This is a genomic window from Serratia sp. DD3 (genome assembly GCF_000496755.2).
In genome coordinates this window covers 143,456-162,971 of the sequence record NZ_AYKS02000071.1, presented here as the reverse complement: position 1 = coordinate 162,971, position 19,516 = coordinate 143,456, and the positions used below count along the sequence as shown (strand labels likewise).

The window sequence follows — 19,516 nt, the reverse complement described above, 5'->3', positions numbered from 1 at the left end:
TCGTTTTAATGCCACATGGTGATTTTTTTAAAAACAATGGGTTGCCAGAATATCAGTAGAGGGATTAAACATGAATAAGTCCTACAGAGTCATATGGAGTGCAGCATTACAGGTTTGGGTTGTTGTCAGTGAGCTTACCAAGAGTCAACAGAAAACAGCCAACCACAGTAGTTGCTCTCATCAAAGTAATAAAAAAAGGACTCAATCTAATAACTTATTCAGAAATAGCGCTATCGCGTTATCACTTTTTTCCTCTCTGGCCATCTATCAAAACGCCTATGCCATCACAGCGATTCAATGCTCGGCAGATCCGAATTGCGTTGAGGTAGGTACCGTTTTGGCATTAACGAATGCAATCAATAATAGTGCGACAAATGCGCCAACGACAGTACTTATCACCGCTCCCTTGGTCATTCCTTCATCTATTCCTGTTTTGTTAAATAATACTAATAATCGACATAACCTGGTTATTGATGGTGGGGGAAATAATTTTACCTTTAATGCAGCTGAGGCATTCACTGGTGCGGCAACGGATTCTGGCAATCTGACTTTTCAAAATTTTGGTAATATTAGCTCCAATAATGGCGGTCCTATATTTTACTCGGTCACTAATACCACAACAGCCGTTACAGTGAGTCTTGATAATTTTGGAACTATACCAAATGGCAAAATAGTTTCTCTTGGTGATGATAGTGGGACATCTTTGCCTGCCAATAATAACAGTGTGTTGCGACTGGTTAATTTTAATGGAAGTATCACTTATGCTGCTTTTATCCAGTTGGCTTTAGCGACTACGGTGGAATTCACCGGCACAAGTACTGTTGCTGGGTTGGGTAGTGGTGGATATCCAGCCATATTTTGGGGTATGGGTAATGCGGCTAATAGTTTGATGCATTTTTATGGGACTTCCAACGTAACAGCCACAGGCCGTGTTTTTACTAATGGACCTGCTGACAAAGGAGGAACAGGAAAAACCTACAGTTACCAGATTGATGATGGTGCCATTGTTAATATGGCATTTTCTGCGCAAAACCCATTAGGGGTGGCTAATAACGGTGTGCAGATAGGCTCTTATAATACTGGAGCAGGGACATTTGGTACCGGTGCTACTCTTATTATGAATAATCTGGCGGGGGATGTGATCAGTAATGCATCCAGCACTGTCGGTTCCAAGATTGATAATGGCCCTACCTCTCCGGGTGATGTGATTTATAACCTAGGGGCGGGATCCAGTCTTATTGTCGCCTCAGGCGCTAGCAACAACGGTATTTATGTCAGCAAAACGGGTGCGGGTGGAACGGGTAATATCTATATCCGTTCTAATGGACTGATTTCTTCGGATGGTACTGGTGTTGGTGCCCCTAGCGCAGGTACTGGGATTAATGTCAGTGAAACCGCAACAGGCTCAGCGGGCAATGTTGTGGTTATGAATGACAGTGCGGGCAATATTGTCAAAGCCACGGGCATCAACGTGACGGATAATGCTTCTGCGGGCACCGTGAATATCACCAATGCGGGCACGATCACCAGTAATATTTCGGGCATCACCCTCACGTCAACACTGGCCGCTGGTAAAACCATGAATGTGATTGGCACGGGGGGTATTATTAATGCTATCGCGGGCAACGGTATTACGCTCAGTGATGCCAATACCATCCTCAATCTAACCGGCGGTACTATTGCGACCACCAATGCCGCTAACGGCATTAATTTCTCTTCCACTACAGGTGCTCGAACCCATTCTATTGACGGAACAACCTTTAATATCAATGGCACAGGACAAGCGATTGTTAAAGCGAGTGGTGCCGCGACAGTAAATCTCAGCAATACCACGATTAATAACAACGGTGCTGGCCCTGTGTTCACGTTCGCGGGGGGGGCGGGGGGTTATAATTTTAACGCCGGAACCAACATCATCAATCTTACGGATCCTGCCAGTATTGGTTTTCGCACAACCGCAGCACTGGATTTAACCAATTTTTATCTCACCATTGATTCAATCGCGGGTGGCAGTAAAGGTATCTCCACCACAGGCACGCTTGCTGGTTCGGAAAGCGTAATTGTCGGCCCTAATACCTCTCTTATTGGAATCACTGCCATCAGTTACGATAATGGCGCTCTAGCGCAAACCTTAACCAATAATGGCCTTGTCAGTGGTAGCGTTGCAATGGGGGGAATCGGTAACACCATTACCAATAATGGAACATTAGCAGCCCTCACCAGTGGCGCGGGTAATGATGTGTTAACGCTTAACACGGGTTCAGTAAGCAATGATGTGATTGATTTAGGTAATGGTATTAATACCGTTAATATTTATCAAGGCGCTACCGTTGCGGATATTCAAACCGGGACAGACAATGATCTTTTCAATATTTATAATTCAAGCCTCGTGAGTCCAATAGAACTGGGGTTACTGAATGCAGGCACGGGAATTAACACGCTGAGTTTAATTAATTCTGTTATTGCATTGGCTCCCACCACGTCATTACAAAATTTCTCTGCGATTAACTTGGATACTGCCTCTCAGCTAATCTTGAGTGATACTAATAATGTCACTTCCGGCACCATTAATTTGTCAGGCATTGGTACAAATCAACTGGTATTTGGCGCTGATTATAATGGTGATTTCAGCGCTGTGATTGGCGGGGTTGGTAATACTGAGTTATTAAATGGTGCTAACGTAACCTTAACCGGTGCTAATACTTTTGTGGGTACATGGAATGTTGAACTCGGTAGCACATTAAATGCGAGTGACTACAGTGTTCTTTCGCCGGGCAACCAGTTAGGTAGTGCTGCTATTGAGTTAAATGGTGTTTTGAATTTAACCAACGCTGGCACCTTCAATAATGCACTGACAGGTAACGGTATCCTTAATATTGATAATGCGGGTACAGGTTTTAGTGCGGGTGCTGGCGTAGGTAACGCCTTTGCTGGAACCGCCAATATTTCGAATACCATTTTGGATTTAACACCCATTAATAGTGCCGTATTACAGAATGCAACATTAAGTGATAACTCGGGCAGTGTGATTACCATGTCCGCCGGTAATTACAATATTGGTAATTTAAACTTTGGTGGCGGGGCGCTGCGTTTTACCACCGGCGCTCTTATTACTACGAACACATTAAGTACCACGGGTAATTCTACCATTCAAGCTGACCCACAATTGTTAACCTCAGGCAACCTGTTAGACCTCGATACTGGGGTATTAATGGATCTGGTAAGTAGCCAAAATTCACTGACTCCAGCCCAGTTGGCTAATTTTACCCTGACGGACCTTAGCGGTGCGACTCTTGCTCCAGGCAGAGATGTCGCTTATTTCCAAGGGGGTAATAATGTTGCTTTAAATACCTTCAGTTTTTCTTTGGTCAGTAATCTGGGATTAAGTATTTATGAACAATTATCTGTATCGCAAATTTTGGACGGGCAAACCCTCACATTAACGTCAGCAGGAGCCACTGACACAGGGCTAAGCGCGCAACTCACAGGTACAGGTAACTTAGCTATTGATGCCACTGGTGGCCCCATTACCTTGAATAATGGTGCGAATAATTATCAAGGTACTACTAGCGTAGATTCAGGCACATTGAATGTTGGCGCTGATGGTGCATTGGGCAATACGTCATCATTAATCACATTAGCAGGCACGATCGTTAACCTCGGCGGTTTCACGCAAACAGTAGGCTCTTTGACGAATGCAGGCATCCTTGATCTTGTTGGTGGTACGTTAACTCTTACTAACGGCGGTACTTCATCCAGCGTTAACGGATTAGTAGGCACAGGTAACTTAAATGTTCAAAATGGTCTTTTTACCGTTTCAGCGGCGAATAATGGCTACACGGCACAAACGAACATTAATACAGGCGCTGCTGTTACCTTAAGTGCCGCGGACGCTTTGGGCTCAGGGGGGATTAGTGTTGCTGGCACCTTGAATCTCAATGCCGCTGACGCTAACTTCGATAATGTGTTGTCAGGCGCGGGCGCTGTTAATGCCAACGCTGCCATTACGTTGGCCGCTGATAACACCGGATTTACTGGTTTCTATAATGTGACTTCACCCGGTAGCCTGACCGCCATTCAAGCTAACAATTTAGGTACGAGTACTGTTGATTTGCTCAATAGTGGCGCTCAACTGATCTTGAATGGCTTTAATGATTCATTAACGGCGGCACTTGTGGGCGTAACGGGCTCATCCGTGGAGGTTATCAATAGCGCCAATACGGTATTAAGCACCGATAACTCAGGTTTTGCAGGATTATTTAATATTGACGGCACCAGCACCCTGACTGCCAGCGACAGCATGCATTTAGGTGGAAGTTCAGTAGCCATTGCCAGTGGCGGGCAGCTGATTTTTGATGGTTACAATAGTGGCATTTTATCAACGCTGAATAACACGTTAACTGGCGCAGGGAATTGGATATTAACCAATAGTAGTATCGATTTGTCGGATAATACGACCCGCGTTTCTGGCCTCACTGGCGACATCGTTCTTAATAACGGGGCGGTGTTAACCATGAATCAGGTTACGACCTTGGATGCTGGAACAGCGCTCAATCTTGCTAATAGCAACAGCGTGCTCAATATTAACACCACGGGTGCCTTCACACTTGGCAATGAATTGCTCGGTACAGGTACGGTTAACGTCAATACCGCCAATGGCGCTTTTGATTTTGCTAATACCGTTGGTACGGGTTTTGCTGGCACAGTGACTTTACAAGATACTCAATTCTCTTTGGCTGATACCAACGCAGCTACTTTAGCTGGAGCTTCACTAACCCTTAACTCGGGCAGTGTAACTACAGTGGGCGTGCCTAGTGTATCCAGTAATCCCAGCATACAGAATCTGGAAATCAACAATGACGCTGTTCTGACCTTTACCGCTGGCGCGCCCTTAGCCGAAGCAGAAAGTGTGTTAAATGTAAGTACATTTACGGCTAATGGTGGCGCTATTAATCTCAATACCGGGCTCGGATGGGATAACGTCAATCCTGTACCGACAGGCCTTTCCATTCTCGATCAAAACCGCGGTGTGGTGGGCTCTAAGCTAATCAATGCTACTAGTCCTTCGGTAGGTGCAGGTAACCTCACCTTACAGATCAATGGGGTTGCCATTGATTCGAGTACTGCGGTGACGGCGAACATTACTCAGGGAGCAGATACCGTTGCCATCGCAACCTATAACTACGCCTTGACGGACAGTGACACTTCCGGTGCCGCAGGGCTTTATCTGAATTACGGCTTAACCGAGTTGAATTTAGTATTCAATGGCGCCAATGCCTTGAAAGTTGCCACAGGCACTGACCCTACGTCTAATCGGGAACTCACAGCTTTGATTACCGGCACGGGTGACATCTTTTTTGATGCCACTAACGGCCCTTTAACGGTTTCCAATAACGACAATGATTATTCGGGAGCGACAACCATCAGTGCTGGCAACCTGATCTCTGGCGCTGATAATGTGCTTGGTGGCACGTCAACCTTGACCGTGAATACCGGGGCTACCTGGAATCTTGATAGGCACAGTCAAAATCTTAAAGTATTGGCGAATTCGGGAACCATTGACCTCGCACAAGGTGTGCTGAACATAAGCAATGGCGGTACTTCCGATTCCGTGGGTGGATTAACGGGTGCCGGTACCCTGAATGTCACCGGAGGCACACTGACCTTATCTGCTGATAATAATACGTTATCCGCCGCGACCAATATTGCTTCTGGGGCCACAGTCACACTCAACAGTACGGGTAATCTTGGCGTCAGCAGCCTGGTGGATGTAGGGGGTACCTTAAATTTCAACGGTGCGAATACCTTTGCCAATCAGTTTAGAGGTGCTGGCGTCATCAATACTAACGCCGCGGTGCAATTGTCTGGCGCGAGTACTTTTTCAGGTACTCATAACGTTAATGCTGACGGTGCATTGACGGTAACGGCTGCCAATAATTTGGGTGATGCGGCGGCTACAGTGAACTTGCTGACGAACACTTCACAGCTAATTTTCAGCGGAGTGACAGATACGGTTGCCAACATGTTGACCGGAGTGACTGATTCCACCGTGTTGATTAATAACTCGGCCAATATGGCGCTCTCTGGTAATAACAGCGGGTTAAATGGCCTGATCAATATTGTCGGTACCAGCACCTTGAGTGTCAGTGACAACCAAAATCTGGGGGCGAGTGCGGTTGATATCGAAACGGGTAGCACCTTAATCTTTAATCAATTAACCGGCACATTAAATAATGTTCTCAGTGGTGCAGGGACGTGGGCGTTATCAGGCAGTAACGTGGATTTAATTAATACTAATGCCAATACTTTCCTCGGCACGGTCAGTATCAACAACAGCTCAACACTCAATATCGATAGCGCTAACTTGCTTAATACTGCCACCATCGTCGATATCGTGACGGGCAGCGACACCTTGAATATCAACAATAATGGTAATTTTATTTTTGATAATCAGCTAATTGGTACAGGCGTGATGAATGTTACCACGAACAATAACCAATTTAGTTTTGGTGCGAATATCGGCAATGGCTTTACGGGTACGGTCAACCTGTTCAATACCCAGTTCCTGCTTTCTGGTGATAACACCACAGGCAATACCAGCACTACGCTGAACTTAGATACAGGCAGCACCACCACGGTGGGAACAGGAACGCAATCCATCGGCGCGTTAACCTTTAATGGGGGCACCCTGATTTATGACCAAATCATTGAAAACAATGGGCAATTGACTGCAGCTGGCACCATCAATGCAACCTCAATTAATACCACAGGTGGCGGTACGGTGAGCGTGGCATTACCGGCAAATGTGCAGCCTGATATTACCGGTCTTGGCGTATTAAGCCTGGATACCGGGGCGATCGTAGTGGGTTTAATCCAAGGTACTGCAACTGGAACGGGTCAAGAGTTGACCTTAACTGATGGCACCAATACACCCATTACCTCCACTTATAAGCAAGGAATTCTCAATCCCAATAGCACCACAGTTGCAGCAACAGGCACCTTTGGTTTTGGTTTGACCACGGGAGAAGCGCTGGATGGGTTGTATATGAATTATGGCTTGTCTGTCTTGGATCTTTTGACAACGACTAACGACGCTTTAGTACTGACAGGAGCTTTGGCGGATAACGGCACGGCGGCTAATGAACTCACTGCACAAATTATCGGTACGGGTGATTTGGCGGTGAACTCGCCTAACGATGGTTCCATCGTCGTGTTGTCTAATGACACCAACAGCTACACAGGCGCTACCTTGGTGCGTTCAGGTATTTTACAGCTAGGGTCTAATTCCGCGCTGGGTAATACCGGCAACTTAAGTATTAGCAATGGCGCAACAGTTGATTTAAGTACCTACACACAAAGTGTCGGCACACTGAACACAGAAGCCAACGCGCTGCTGGATATGGGCGAAGGTACTCTAACCGTTGGCAATGGCGGATTAAGTAACGGCATGTTGACTGGCAAGGGTGGCTTAGTACTCACGGGTGGAATATTAACACTGACGAGCAACAGCCCTGATTATCGCGGTATCACCGATATTAACGCAGGTGCTACAGCGTTATTGAAAGAAACCAAAGCGCTGGGTATTGGTGCGATTATTGTCGATGGCACTTTAAATCTCGATGATGCCGTTGGTGGTTTATATAACCCGCTATCCGGTTCTGGCAATACGCTACTGACCAATAACTCTGATGTTCTGTTAATGAATGATAACAGTAATTATAGCGGTACTTTCACGCTGGAATCAGACAATGCGATGACGGCAACCGAAGCTAAAAACTTTGGTGCGGCGTCGGTGAACAATAACGGCAATCTCATACTGAGCAATACGAGCTACTGGAATTTGACTACGCCGATTAGCGGCACGGGCGTGGTGACCAAGCAAGGTAACGGCATGGTATATATCGGTAGCAGCACTGTGACTGCCAATGCCACCGTGGTGCAGGCAGGGTCTTTGATCATTGGCACTGAGCCAGCTCTCATGAGCGCAGTCTTACCTGCGGCAAGTGGCCCGGTGGTATTAAATAGCGATGTCTTTGTACAGACCTATGGCACCTTCGGTGGTGATGGCACCGTAACTGGTAACCTTACCAATGAGGGGAATGTTCTGGTAGGCCGCAGTGCTAATGGCGTTGATTACGGCACCCTCACCGTTAATGGTGATTATATTGGTCAAGGCGGTAACCTGACCTTTGATAGCGTCCTGGCCGGCGATAACTCACCCACCGATAAACTAGTGATAGCGGGCGACACGTCGGGAACGGGGACCGTGGCGGTGAATAATATCGGCGGTCAAGGGGCACAAAACACGAACGGCATTGAAATCATCAGTGTTGGCGGCACCTCTGCCGCTACCTTTACCCTCAATGGCCGTGCGGTAGCTGGAGCTTTGGAATATTTCCTCTATCAAGGCACGACGGCTGACCCGACCAATGGCAACTGGTATCTGCGCTCGAACTATGTCCAACCGACTTATCGTCCAGAAGCGGGAGGCTATATCGCCAATATTGCGGCGGCCAATACTCTGTTTAACAGCCGCCTGGAAGACATGAGCGCCAGCAGTACCGCCAATGGCACGGACGATATGGATACCAGCCTGTGGTTACGTCAATCTATCTCACGCAACAAATTCAAGGATGCCAGCGGGCAGCTCTCCAATACCAGCAGTCGCTTTGTGACCCAGTTGGGTGGCGAAGTGTGGGATGGCCAGTTGACGGGTAAGGATTACGTGGGTGTAGGCGTGATGGCCGGTTATGCACGCTCTACCGGTACCACCGACGCCACGTCACTGACCTATAAGGCGGATAACAGCCTGACGGGTTACAGTATCGGTGTCTACGGCACCTGGTATCAGAATGCCGTCAAACATAACAGCCCTTATGTCCACACTTGGCTGCAGTACGAGTGGTTTGAAGGTTCAGTGAACGGTGATCTGCTCTCCAGTGAAAAATACCACCTGCGTGGTGTGAGCATGTCGGTGGAGGGGGGCTATCCGTTCCAGGTCTATCAGGTGGCTGACAACAGTGGCTATATCACGCCGCAAGCCCAGCTCACTCTCAACGGTGCGAAGATGAGTGATCTCACCGAGGACAACGGCACGTTGGTACAGCAGAGTGGACAGAATAATCTGCAAACGCGTTTGGGTGCCAAGTTCTCTAACGATACGCAATTAGGAGCGGATAAAGCGCATCCACAGATCCTGACCAGCTATCTGGAACTGAACTGGATCCACAACACCCGTCTGGCGGGTGTGACGATGGATGGCATGGAGATGCAACAGACTGGCAGCCGTCATCTGGTTGAAGTGAAACTCGGTGTCGAAGGTAAGGTCAACAACAACCTGAGTGTCTGGGGTAGCCTGACCAACCAGATTGGGCAACAGAGTTATGATGACAAAGCGGCGATGCTGGGGGTGAGGTATAAATTCTAAGGGCTTGATCTGTTTTCTTTAATGTCTTGATGTGATGGCAGGTGTGCGGGGAACCGCACACCTGTTATGACCTGATGAGGTGATACAGCAACCCATCCAGCACATGGGGAGACTCCCTGACCCGGCTGATCATTTTGGTATAAAATGGGCTGTATTAGTCTGATATATCCGTCATACTTGCCAGTTGCATGTGTGTCGGCTTTCCTCGCTCAGAAAGTATTATCTGCCAAATGACGCAGGATGATACGCAAGATAGTACATCTTACACGCCAACCAGGAATATCCTGACACTGAAGGCCAGAGATGTTGATGCTTTGAGGATGTAGGTTCAGAGATAAAACAATAAGGTCGCCCTGCTGTGAGCATACCGGGTATTCTGTCCAAAGGTACTGGTCGACGGAAACATTTATAGTGCGATGGACGCGCGCTTCTCAAGATTTTTCAATCGTTCTGGCCAAATAGCTGGACAATACACAACAAGAGGAAAAAGTATGGTAATCGCCCCTTCACGTGGTCGTGTCTTTGCTCTGGCGCTGGGTTTGCTTGCCGCGAGCGTTGGTATGGCGCAAGCAGCCGATACGGTGCGCGTTGGCTCTAAAATTGATACCGAAGGCTCATTGCTCGGTAACATCATCGTACAGGTGCTGGAATCTAACGGCATTAAAACCACCAATAAGTTACAGCTTGGCACCACCAAAGTGTTGCGCGGCGCGATCACTGCCGGTGAAATTGACATCTATCCGGAATACACCGGCAACGGTGCGTTTTTCTTTTCTGATGAAAAAGACCCTGCATGGAGAAATGCTCAGGCCGGTTTTGAGAAAGTGAAAAAGCTGGATTATGACAAGAACAAAATTGTCTGGTTGGATGCCGCGCCGGCCAATAACACCTGGACCATTGCTATCCGTCAGGACCTGGCGGATGCCAATCATCTGAAAACAATGGCCGATCTGGGCAAGTGGATCAACGCTGGCGGCAAGTTCAAGCTGGCGGCGTCAGCTGAATTCATCGAGCGTTCGGATGCCCTACCCGCGTTCCAGGATGCCTACGGCTTTAAGCTGAACCAGGATCAGTTGCTGTCGTTGGCCGGTGGTGATACTGCGGTGACCATCAAGGCGGCGGCGGAGCAAACCTCCGGTGTGAACGCGGCGATGGCCTACGGGACCGACGGCCCGGTAGCAGCGCTGGGGCTGCAAACGCTGGAAGATCCAAAGGGAGTGCAGCCGATTTACGCGCCAGCACCGATTATTCGTGAAGCAACGCTTAAACAGCATGCCAACATCGCTGAATTACTAAAACCGGTATTCGCTTCACTGGACGGTCCGACGCTGCAAAAACTCAATGCGCAGATCGCGGTGGAAGGTCAGGACGCCAAACAGGTTGCGGCGGCTTACCTTAAAGAGAAAGGTTTGGTGAAGGGATAACATCTCTGGCCCCCAATGGGGGCCGACATGGAGCCGGAGAGTTTCTTTGATTATTGCCGTAAAAAACCGCGTATTACTGACACTGTTTATTCTGTTGCTGCTGGCTGCATTTGGGCTGCCGTTTCTCAGTTATGCCCCCAATCGCCTGTTATCGGGCACGAGTATTTCCCTGATGTCCCTATTGCACGGTCCGCCGCTGTGGCTGTTGGCGCCCCTGTTGCTACTGGCGGCTCTCAGCCTATTGGCACCGCTCAGGCGCAATGCGTTATTAACCGTGCTGGCGGCTTCGACGCTGCTGACGCTCACACTGTGGATAAGCGGCCATGCCGCCCTGCAGTTGGCACAACAAGGTTCCAAACTGGCGCGCACTTCCTTGGGGAGCGGTTGTTGGCTGATGCTAGCGCTGAGCCTGCTGATGGCTGCCGACGCCATCACTCGCATTACCTCCTCGCATTTATGGCGCATGCTCAGCAACCTGTTGGTGATATTGCCTGCACTGGTGCTGTTGTTCAGCCATCAGTTGGATCAACTCTCATTGTTGAAAGAGTATTACAATCGGCAAGATGTGTTTGATGCCGCGCTGTTACAGCACCTGACTATCCTATTGGCGACGCTGGTGCCGACATTATTGATTGGTGTGCCGCTCGGGGTGTTGTGTTTTCGCTCTGCACGCTGGCAGAGGCCTATATTCTCCACACTGAATATTATCCAGACAGTTCCGTCGATTGCCTTGTTTGGCCTGTTGATCGCGCCTTTGGCGGGTTTGGCGAAAGCATTTCCTTGGCTGGCAGAACATGGCGTCAGTGGCATTGGTATGGCACCGGCAATTTTTGCGTTGGTGCTGTACGCCCTGTTGCCGCTGGTACGCAGTGTTGTCGCTGGGTTGCAAACTGTGCCAGCCAGCGTGATCGAATCCGCCTGTGGCATGGGGATGACGCGTGGGCAGGTTTTCTTCTGCGTACAGTTACCGCTGGCGTTGCCGTTGTTCCTGACCGGCGTGCGTATTCTTGCGGTGCAGACCGTCGGCATGGCGGTGGTCGCGGCGCTGATTGGTGCCGGAGGTTTTGGCGCTATTGTGTTCCAGGGCCTGCTCAGTAGCGCACTGGATTTGGTGCTGCTGGGGGTTATTCCGGTGATCGTGATGGCGGTAATCGTCGATTCACTGTTCAAGTTTATGGTTTCAATTTTGGAAGTGTCACGCCGATGATTCAGTTTAATCAGGTCAGCAAGATTTTTCAGGGTAAGCCCGCGGTGGACGATCTTACATTGCAGATTGCCAAGGGTGAATTTGCCGTACTGATCGGCACCTCTGGTTCAGGCAAGTCCACAACGTTAAAAATGATCAACCGACTGATCGAACACGATCAGGGAAAAATTTTCTTTGCCGGTGAAGAGATTCAGAAATTTAAACCGCAGGATCTGCGCCGCCGAATGGGTTATGCGATCCAGTCGGTTGGTCTGTTTCCGCATTGGACAGTGGAGGAAAATATTGCCACGGTGCCACAACTGCTGAAATGGCCACGCGCACGAATTCGCGATCGGGTGACTGAATTACTGGAGCTGTTACATCTGGAAGCGGATTTGTTCCGTCATCGTTATCCGTACCAGCTTTCCGGTGGGCAGCAGCAGCGGGTTGGGGTTGCACGCGCATTGGCTGCTGACCCAGAGGTGTTGTTGATGGATGAACCCTTTGGTGCACTTGATCCGGTGACACGTGCGGCGTTGCAAACTGAGATTTCACGTATTCATCATCTCTCCGGGCGCACCATTGTGTTAGTGACGCATGACATTGACGAAGCATTGGCCCTGGCGGACCGTATCGTGTTGCTCGACCAGGGCCGCATCGTGCAGCAGGGCACACCGCTGGAGCTATTAACCGTACCGGCCAACGATTTTGTGCGTGATTTCTTTGGCCGCAGCGATCGCGGTATCAAACTCTTGTCGTTAAGCACCGTGGCTAAGCGGGTACGCCCTGGCCATGCGGAAGGGGAACCCATCACCGCCGCCATGAGTCTGCGCGAAGCACTGTCGGTGTTTGTGGCCCGGGGCTGTGAATGCTTACCGGTGATTGGCGAACAAGGCGAGGCGCTTGGCGTGTTGTATTTCAGTGATTTGATTAGCCAAAAGGCATTGTCATGAACCTGTCATCGGTCTTGCGCTGGCTACGCGATCCACTGCCCTGGACCTTTGCCCTGCTGCTGGCATTGGTGTTTGGCATGAATCATCTACAGGGTCTGTTTGCCGCCTGGTTCCCGGATCTGGATCGGCCTGTATATCAGCAAGACAGTTTTATCTCACTGGTATGGGCACACCTGTTGTTAGTGGCGGTCTCCAGCATGATTGCTGTGGTGATTGGTGTGGCCGCTGGGGTTGGCGTGACACGCCGTGCAGGTAAAGAGTTCCGTTCGCTGGTGGAGACCGTTGTGGCGGTTGGCCAGACCTTTCCGCCGATTGCGGTGTTAGCGGTCGCGGTACCGGTTATGGGGTTTAGCGAAAAACCGGCAATTATTGCGCTGGTACTGTACGGTTTGTTGCCAATCCTGCAGGGTACGTTGGCGGGCATTGAATCGGTACCCAGTGCCATCCGCGAAATTGCGCAAGGAGTCGGGATGAGTGCTAGGCAGATCCTGTGGCGTGTTGAACTCCCCCTGGCGGCTTCGGTGATTGTTGCCGGTATCCGCACTTCGGTGATCATTAATATCGGCACGGCGGCGATCGCCTCCACCGTTGGCACTAAAACGCTTGGTTCGCCGATTATTATTGGCCTTAGCGGCTTTAATACTGCCTATGTGATCCAGGGTGCCGTGGTGGTAGCCCTGTTGGCGATCATCACCGATATGCTGTTTGAGCGCTGGGTGCGGCATCTCACCGCCTGGAGTCAACAGACTCTAACGGTTTCTGCTGCCGAGTAAGGAAAACATGATGCAGGTATCTTTGCCAATGTACGCAGGGTTCCACCAGGTGCTGGTACGGTCAGTAAGGTCAACAGACAGGCTCCCCCTCATTCAAGGAGGAGAAGCCATAGATTATCAATAATCTCGTTAGTAAAGGCCCAAGAACTTCCACCATGCCAGACCGACAGTTAACAACACCAGCTGATTGACCACGCTACAGACAAACCCGGTACTCCACCAGGTGGCGGTGGGAACATAGCCAGGGGCAAATAAAATGGGCCCGCGTGCATGGGTGTATTGTGTCAAAGAGCATGAGAAGCTACTGGAAAATGCCAACATCAGAGCCATTGGCATACTTGGGATCCCCAGTTGGATACCTAATGTGAGGAAAACTGAGTATAGCGCGACAATTTGCGCATTCCCGCTAGCAAAGAAATAGTGCGCATACAGATACACTGCATTCAATACTACCAATAGCACTATCCAATTACTGTTACCTGCCAGGCCGCTCACTTCCTGGCCGACCGTGTTGCCAAACCATGACATAAAGCCCAAGTCTTTCAATTGATCTGCCATCATTAATAGTGCAGCAAACCAAATCAACGTATCCCAAGCCCCTTTTTCGGAAATCACATCTTTCCAGCTTAATACACCACTCAGTAACAGCAGAGATAAACCAATAAATGCCCCAGTGGTTGGGTCGATGTTTAACACTTTGTAAAAAATCCACAGAACAAGCAGCACAACAACCGTGCCTGCCATCATCCACTCTGGTTTTGACATTCCCCCCATTTCTGCCAGCTGTTGTTTTGCCAACTTTGGAGCATCAGGCGTGTGTTTGATTTCGGGTCTGGCAGTAAAAAAGTAGATAACCAGCGGGATAAGGATAAAAGAAACCAGGCAAGGGACCACCGCAGCCACTAACCAACCGGTCCAGGTCAAAGTAATATTTTCATTCGCGGCTAGTTTTACAATCAATAAGTTACCGGTAAAGGCTGTCATAAACATGGCGGAAGTAACATCGTTGATATTCCCCATGCAAGTCACCAGAAAAGTGCCTATTTTTTTACGTGAAGCATCATCTGGCCGGGATTCAAAGCTACGTGCCAATGAGTCTGCGACGGGATAAAGAACCCCACCACAACGAGCCGTATTACTCGGCATAGCAGGAGCCAGAATCAAGTCAGCTAATGCCAAACCATAAGCTAAGCCTAAGGTTCTTTTCCCTAACAGGGTAATCAGTATCAGGGAAATTCTACGCCCCAGGCCGGTTTTAATGAATCCTCGCGCGATAAGAAACGCCACAACAATCAACCAGATTGTTGAGTTATTCATATTTCTTAAGCCGGTTTTAATCGCATCGGCGGCGGTGGCATCTCCACCGGCATTGAGGACAACATAAACGGTGATCGCAATGATGCCAACAGCACCAATCGGTAGCACATTAATAACAATGCTGATGATCGTAGCAACAAATAATACCAGAGAATGCCAGGCGGCCAACTTCAGCCCTTCAGGTGGCGCGATATTCCAGAATATTAATGCCAGAACGATGATGATAGTTAAAGGCAACCATTTAACATTACTTACCATAATAACACTCCTATTTGTTACAATAGCGCAGCATTTGTTTTTTTACTCAGTTAATAACCTAGCAAGTATGACTTGCGGCAGGAAATAATATAAAAATATATATGGTTCTATTTTTTGATTTTATTATTTTATACCCGTCATATATCAAGGCTCTTAACAAAGAGAATAAACCGGAGGGCGATCTTATGCTTTCTTCTCATCTCTGCTGTCAGATAGCAACTTGTCCAGAATATCACTTTTCGATCACCAGCTGGGCCAGTTCACCATTCTGGTTGTGCATTGCAGTGATGGCATCGGTCAGTTGAGGGAAGCCAGGGTTCGGTAAAGCAAAAGGTAAATGCTTTGCTTGCCCTGGTGCGGAAAGCGTTGCTGCATGTAGGTGACGTGGTCAAGCTGTGGTCAAATCCGTTCCTGACCAGCTTGCGCTTCCCTCGCCACCTAACTCCATTCGTCAGAGCCCCGCTCCTTGGGGTAAACCGTAGGCACTGTTCAAAACGCCATGCGTTTTGTCCTGCAACTTCATTGAGCTTGGGTATATAATCGCACAAATTATTCAACGAATTTGGAAACCAAGATGACAAAGCTCACCTTACAAGAGCAGTTGCTAAAAGCGGGATTAGTGACCAGCAAAAAAGTGGCCAAAGTTCAAAGAACGGCTAAAAAGTCACGAGTTCAAGCTCGTGAGGCAAGAGAAGCGGTAGAAGAAAACAAAAAAGCACAACTTGAGCGTGATAAACAGCTTAGCGAACAACAAAAACAAGCTGCGTTGTCGAAAGAATATAAAGCTCAGGTGAAGCAACTGATTGAAATGAACAGAATCGTTATTTCAAAAGGCGATATTGATTTCAACTTCACAGATAATAATTTGATTAAAAAAGTGGCAGTGGATAAGCCAACCCAAGCTCAGTTGATCAATGGCCGCCTCGCCATTGCTCGTTTGGTGGTTGATAGCAGTGGTGGCAGTGAATACGCCATCATCCCCGCCAGCGTCGCTGATAAAATTGCGCAACGAGATGCCAACAGTATTGTATTAAACAGTGCGCTGAGTCAGGAAGAGCAAGATGAAGACGATCCGTATGCCGATTTTAAAGTACCCGACGATTTAATGTGGTAATTAATTTTTCGGATGTGAATGGTGAAAAGCCCCAAGGGGCTTTTCATTAAGGTTTTATCTTCACTCAGGGCATATGGAAAAACGCACGCTGGTAGTTGCTAGTGCCGTTACTATCAGGCTGATTGGGTTGTGTTTTTTGCTTCGTGATTTTTTCATCTCTACTACACTAATTATTATCCAGTGTGAACTATCTAGTGTAGTAAGTACCAGTCAGCATAAAGTCTAGCGGTTCGACATAAGAAAAGTCGCGGGAAGCGAGTATGCATAGATATAATGCACTTGCTTAGTCTATCTCATCCAGGACTTGTATGGATTCAAGCCATTCATGCAAAAAAATCAACCATAGGGAAGCTTGTAATATATTGTTTTTATTATAAAAAATCTCACATAACATGACGAAATTTTTATATGAAAATCATGTATATAGTAGAGAATACAACAATCTATACTAAATATAGTATTACCCTAGAATTAAGCCTTACAAACTTGATAAAGTTTCATTTTTAGCGTATATGAACAGTATACTCATTGAAAAAAAATGAGATGTAAGTATAATCGCTCGGTTTTTATGTGACGAAATGTTAAGGAAAAATAATGATTTACTTATTAAAGATGACTGAACAACAAAAAAAAATAGTGGACCGAAATGAGTCTACTGATAACACTACATCTTTAAATAATGTTGAAAGTTTAGTTGAACGCAGAAAGGCCATTTCTCAAAGTAAAGCTAGAGAAAAAGTGTTGTTAGCATCGTCAAAAATCACTTGGTAATATATTAAAATTAGTAAATTTTTATTTTTATTTTTATTTTTATTTTTATAAAATGATTTATATCATTCACCTGATTGCAACCTTATCAATAGATGTTATATATAAACTCAATCAATTATTTATATCTGGAGTGAATACATGGCACATTCAGCTGAGAATATTATTCCTGTTCAATTGAAAGAAAGACATAATTCTGATAGCATTAATGATATCAAAGGACGGCGCTCCCAAGAGCTTATTATTGGCCTATGTGGAGCAATTGGCTCTGGAATAAAAACTCTTAAAGAGCAAGTCATTTTTTGCCTCAAACAAAATGGTTATCATGTAGAGCACATCAGGATAAGTGATTTAATATCTGAGTTCACGAAGGTTAGCACATCAAGGCTAAATAACTTCGAGCGATATAATAAATTGCAAGATCTTGGTGACACACTTAGAGAAGAAAATAAAAATTTCATTTGTGCTGAACTTGCAATCCTGCGGATTCAAGAATTGCGTGAAGAAGTATATGGTAAAGATACTCGAGAACTAACAAAAAACACAAAGAAAACAGCTTATATAATCGACCAAATAAAACATCCTTCAGAAGTAGAACTTCTAAATCAAGTATATAAAAATAATTTCTATCTTGTTGGATTATTACGAACTGTAGCCGAGCGTGTACAGAATTTAAAAGACGAAGGAATTAGTGAAGATAACGTCCAGAAAATTATAGAAAGGGATAGGAAATCCTCAGAAAAATTTGGCCAACAAGTAGAGGAAACTTTACAGTTAGCAGATTTTTTTATTAAAAACCTTGACACTGAGGTAATGAAAAAGTCGGTTCAACGTTTTATTGATTTAATACATAGCGCAAATAATCTTACCCCGACCAAAGATGAATCAGGAATGTATGCTGCATATTCGGCATCTTTGGGATCAGCATGTTTATCACGTCAAGTAGGTGCATCTATAATGGATGTGTCTGGAAGTATAATTGCTACAGGTAGAAATGATGTTCCAGAATACGGTGGCGGGCTTTATACATCAGAGAGTAAAAAAGATAGGCGGTGCTTTAATAAAAATGGTTGTCATAATGATAAACATAAAGCCCTTTTAAAAATGGAAATCACAAATATTTTAAAAAGATGTAAACAACAAGACGCTGAGCAACTTGCTGAAGAAATAATGAAAGAAACCAAAGCGAAGTATTTAATAGAGTACTCACGAGCTGTTCATGCAGAAATGGATGCTATTGTTTCTCTGGCTAGAAATACAAGCATGGGAACAACTGGGAATACTTTATATTGTACTACTTATCCTTGCCATGTCTGTGCTCGTCATATTGTCGCAGCAGGCTTGCTGCGTGTTGTATATATCGAACCATATGAAAAAAGCCTAGCCTTGCAGTTGCATGATGATACGATTTGTCAGTCAGATCAGACTCCATCACCTGATAAAGTTTTGTTTGAAAACTTTGAAGGTGTAGCTCCCAAGAGATATGCGAAATTTTTCGGCTACAATAGGAAAAGAAAAGATAGCCAAGGTAAGCCAATTACATATAGTGTTGAGGAATCTTATCATGTTGACACACAATATCTTGATAGCTATTCTGATTACGAGTCTAAAGTAATCAATAATGTCAAAGCTAAATTTGATTTGTAATTATATCTAGCGCTACTATTCTTTCGACATATAAGTTAATGGAAATTAATTCATGACAAGGATCATTAAAAAATTTAATAATGATCCTTGTTTTCAATTTATTAATCAAAGGGAATTATACCTCAATACATATATCATTCCAAATACGAATGAGTTAACTTGATTTTTATTAGTATTTAGGGCTGGATTCACTTTATAATCCTAGTAACATAATAGGTCATCGGGATTACCTGTTTTCCGCCTATAAGAAAATATAATTATTTCGGATGAAGTTATACATTTTTATTTAATTAATCACAATGATTGCACTACAAATGTAATGCATTATGGTGTGTTACATCTGTAATGGCAGAGGAATACAAATGAGCACCATACAAATCCGTGTAGATGAGGAATTATAAAGGAATGCATATTATGCGTCTTGAAAAACTTAATCTTTCCCCATCCGATGTATTACGGTTATTTCTGCGTTATGTCGCTGAGCATGAAAAGCTGCCGTTTGCTGAGGTGTCTGTGATAGTGGGCGAGCAAGATGAAGATGCCGATATTCTGGCGGTGGTTCGTGAACGCTTGAAAACTCCAACCAAACGGATAAGGGTAGATCTTGATGATATTTAATATTGAGTTTTACGCATGTGCATTAAAGGAG

General features: G+C 46.3%; 9 protein-coding genes and 1 pseudogene. 9 read left to right on the top strand and 1 reads right to left on the bottom strand.

Annotated features, from left to right (window positions below):
- The first annotated feature begins 70 nt into the window (after positions 1-70).
- The 5 genes from IO95_RS13165 (at position 71) to IO95_RS13145 (ending at position 13,763) form a co-directional block, all read left to right on the top strand.
- On the top strand, positions 71-9,427 hold the full coding sequence (locus IO95_RS13165) for an autotransporter outer membrane beta-barrel domain-containing protein (protein WP_037384801.1): 9,357 nt from the start codon (positions 71-73) through the stop codon (positions 9,425-9,427).
- Between the two features lie 491 nt (positions 9,428-9,918).
- Entirely contained in the window at positions 9,919-10,851 is a 933-nt protein-coding gene (locus IO95_RS13160; protein WP_023491190.1) for an ABC transporter substrate-binding protein, read from the top strand.
- 46 nt (positions 10,852-10,897) lie between these two features.
- Complete coding sequence (locus tag IO95_RS13155; RefSeq protein ID WP_023491191.1) at positions 10,898-12,058, top strand: ABC transporter permease; 1,161 nt, start codon at positions 10,898-10,900, stop codon at positions 12,056-12,058.
- A complete protein-coding gene (locus IO95_RS13150; protein WP_037384803.1) occupies positions 12,055-12,990 on the top strand; it encodes an ABC transporter ATP-binding protein in 936 nt (311 codons plus the stop codon). The genes IO95_RS13155 and IO95_RS13150 overlap by 4 nt, the downstream gene beginning before the upstream one ends.
- Positions 12,987-13,763, top strand: coding sequence for an ABC transporter permease (locus tag IO95_RS13145; protein ID WP_023491890.1), 777 nt, complete (start codon positions 12,987-12,989; stop codon positions 13,761-13,763). Before IO95_RS13150 ends, IO95_RS13145 begins: the two co-directional genes overlap by 4 nt.
- A gap of 129 nt (positions 13,764-13,892) precedes the next feature.
- Here the strand turns inward: IO95_RS13145 and IO95_RS13140 are convergent, their stop codons facing one another.
- Complete coding sequence (locus IO95_RS13140; RefSeq protein WP_037384806.1) at positions 13,893-15,338, bottom strand: DASS family sodium-coupled anion symporter; 1,446 nt, start codon at positions 15,336-15,338, stop codon at positions 13,893-13,895.
- Positions 15,339-15,912: 574 nt separating this feature from the next.
- Here IO95_RS13140 and IO95_RS13135 point away from each other — a divergent pair.
- From IO95_RS13135 to IO95_RS13125, 4 genes and pseudogenes are all read left to right on the top strand, one after another.
- Positions 15,913-16,452, top strand: a complete 540-nt coding sequence (locus IO95_RS13135; protein ID WP_023492844.1) for a DUF2058 domain-containing protein — start codon at positions 15,913-15,915, stop codon at positions 16,450-16,452.
- Positions 16,453-17,046: 594 nt separating this feature from the next.
- Positions 17,047-17,223, top strand: coding sequence for a hypothetical protein (locus IO95_RS25625; RefSeq protein WP_023492934.1), 177 nt, complete (start codon positions 17,047-17,049; stop codon positions 17,221-17,223).
- Between the two features lie 138 nt (positions 17,224-17,361).
- Positions 17,362-18,867, top strand: coding sequence for an anti-phage dCTP deaminase (locus tag IO95_RS13130; protein WP_023492933.1), 1,506 nt, complete (start codon positions 17,362-17,364; stop codon positions 18,865-18,867).
- 362 nt (positions 18,868-19,229) lie between these two features.
- Positions 19,230-19,485: pseudogene (locus tag IO95_RS13125) on the top strand (type II toxin-antitoxin system RelB/DinJ family antitoxin).
- Positions 19,486-19,516: the final 31 nt, after the last annotated feature.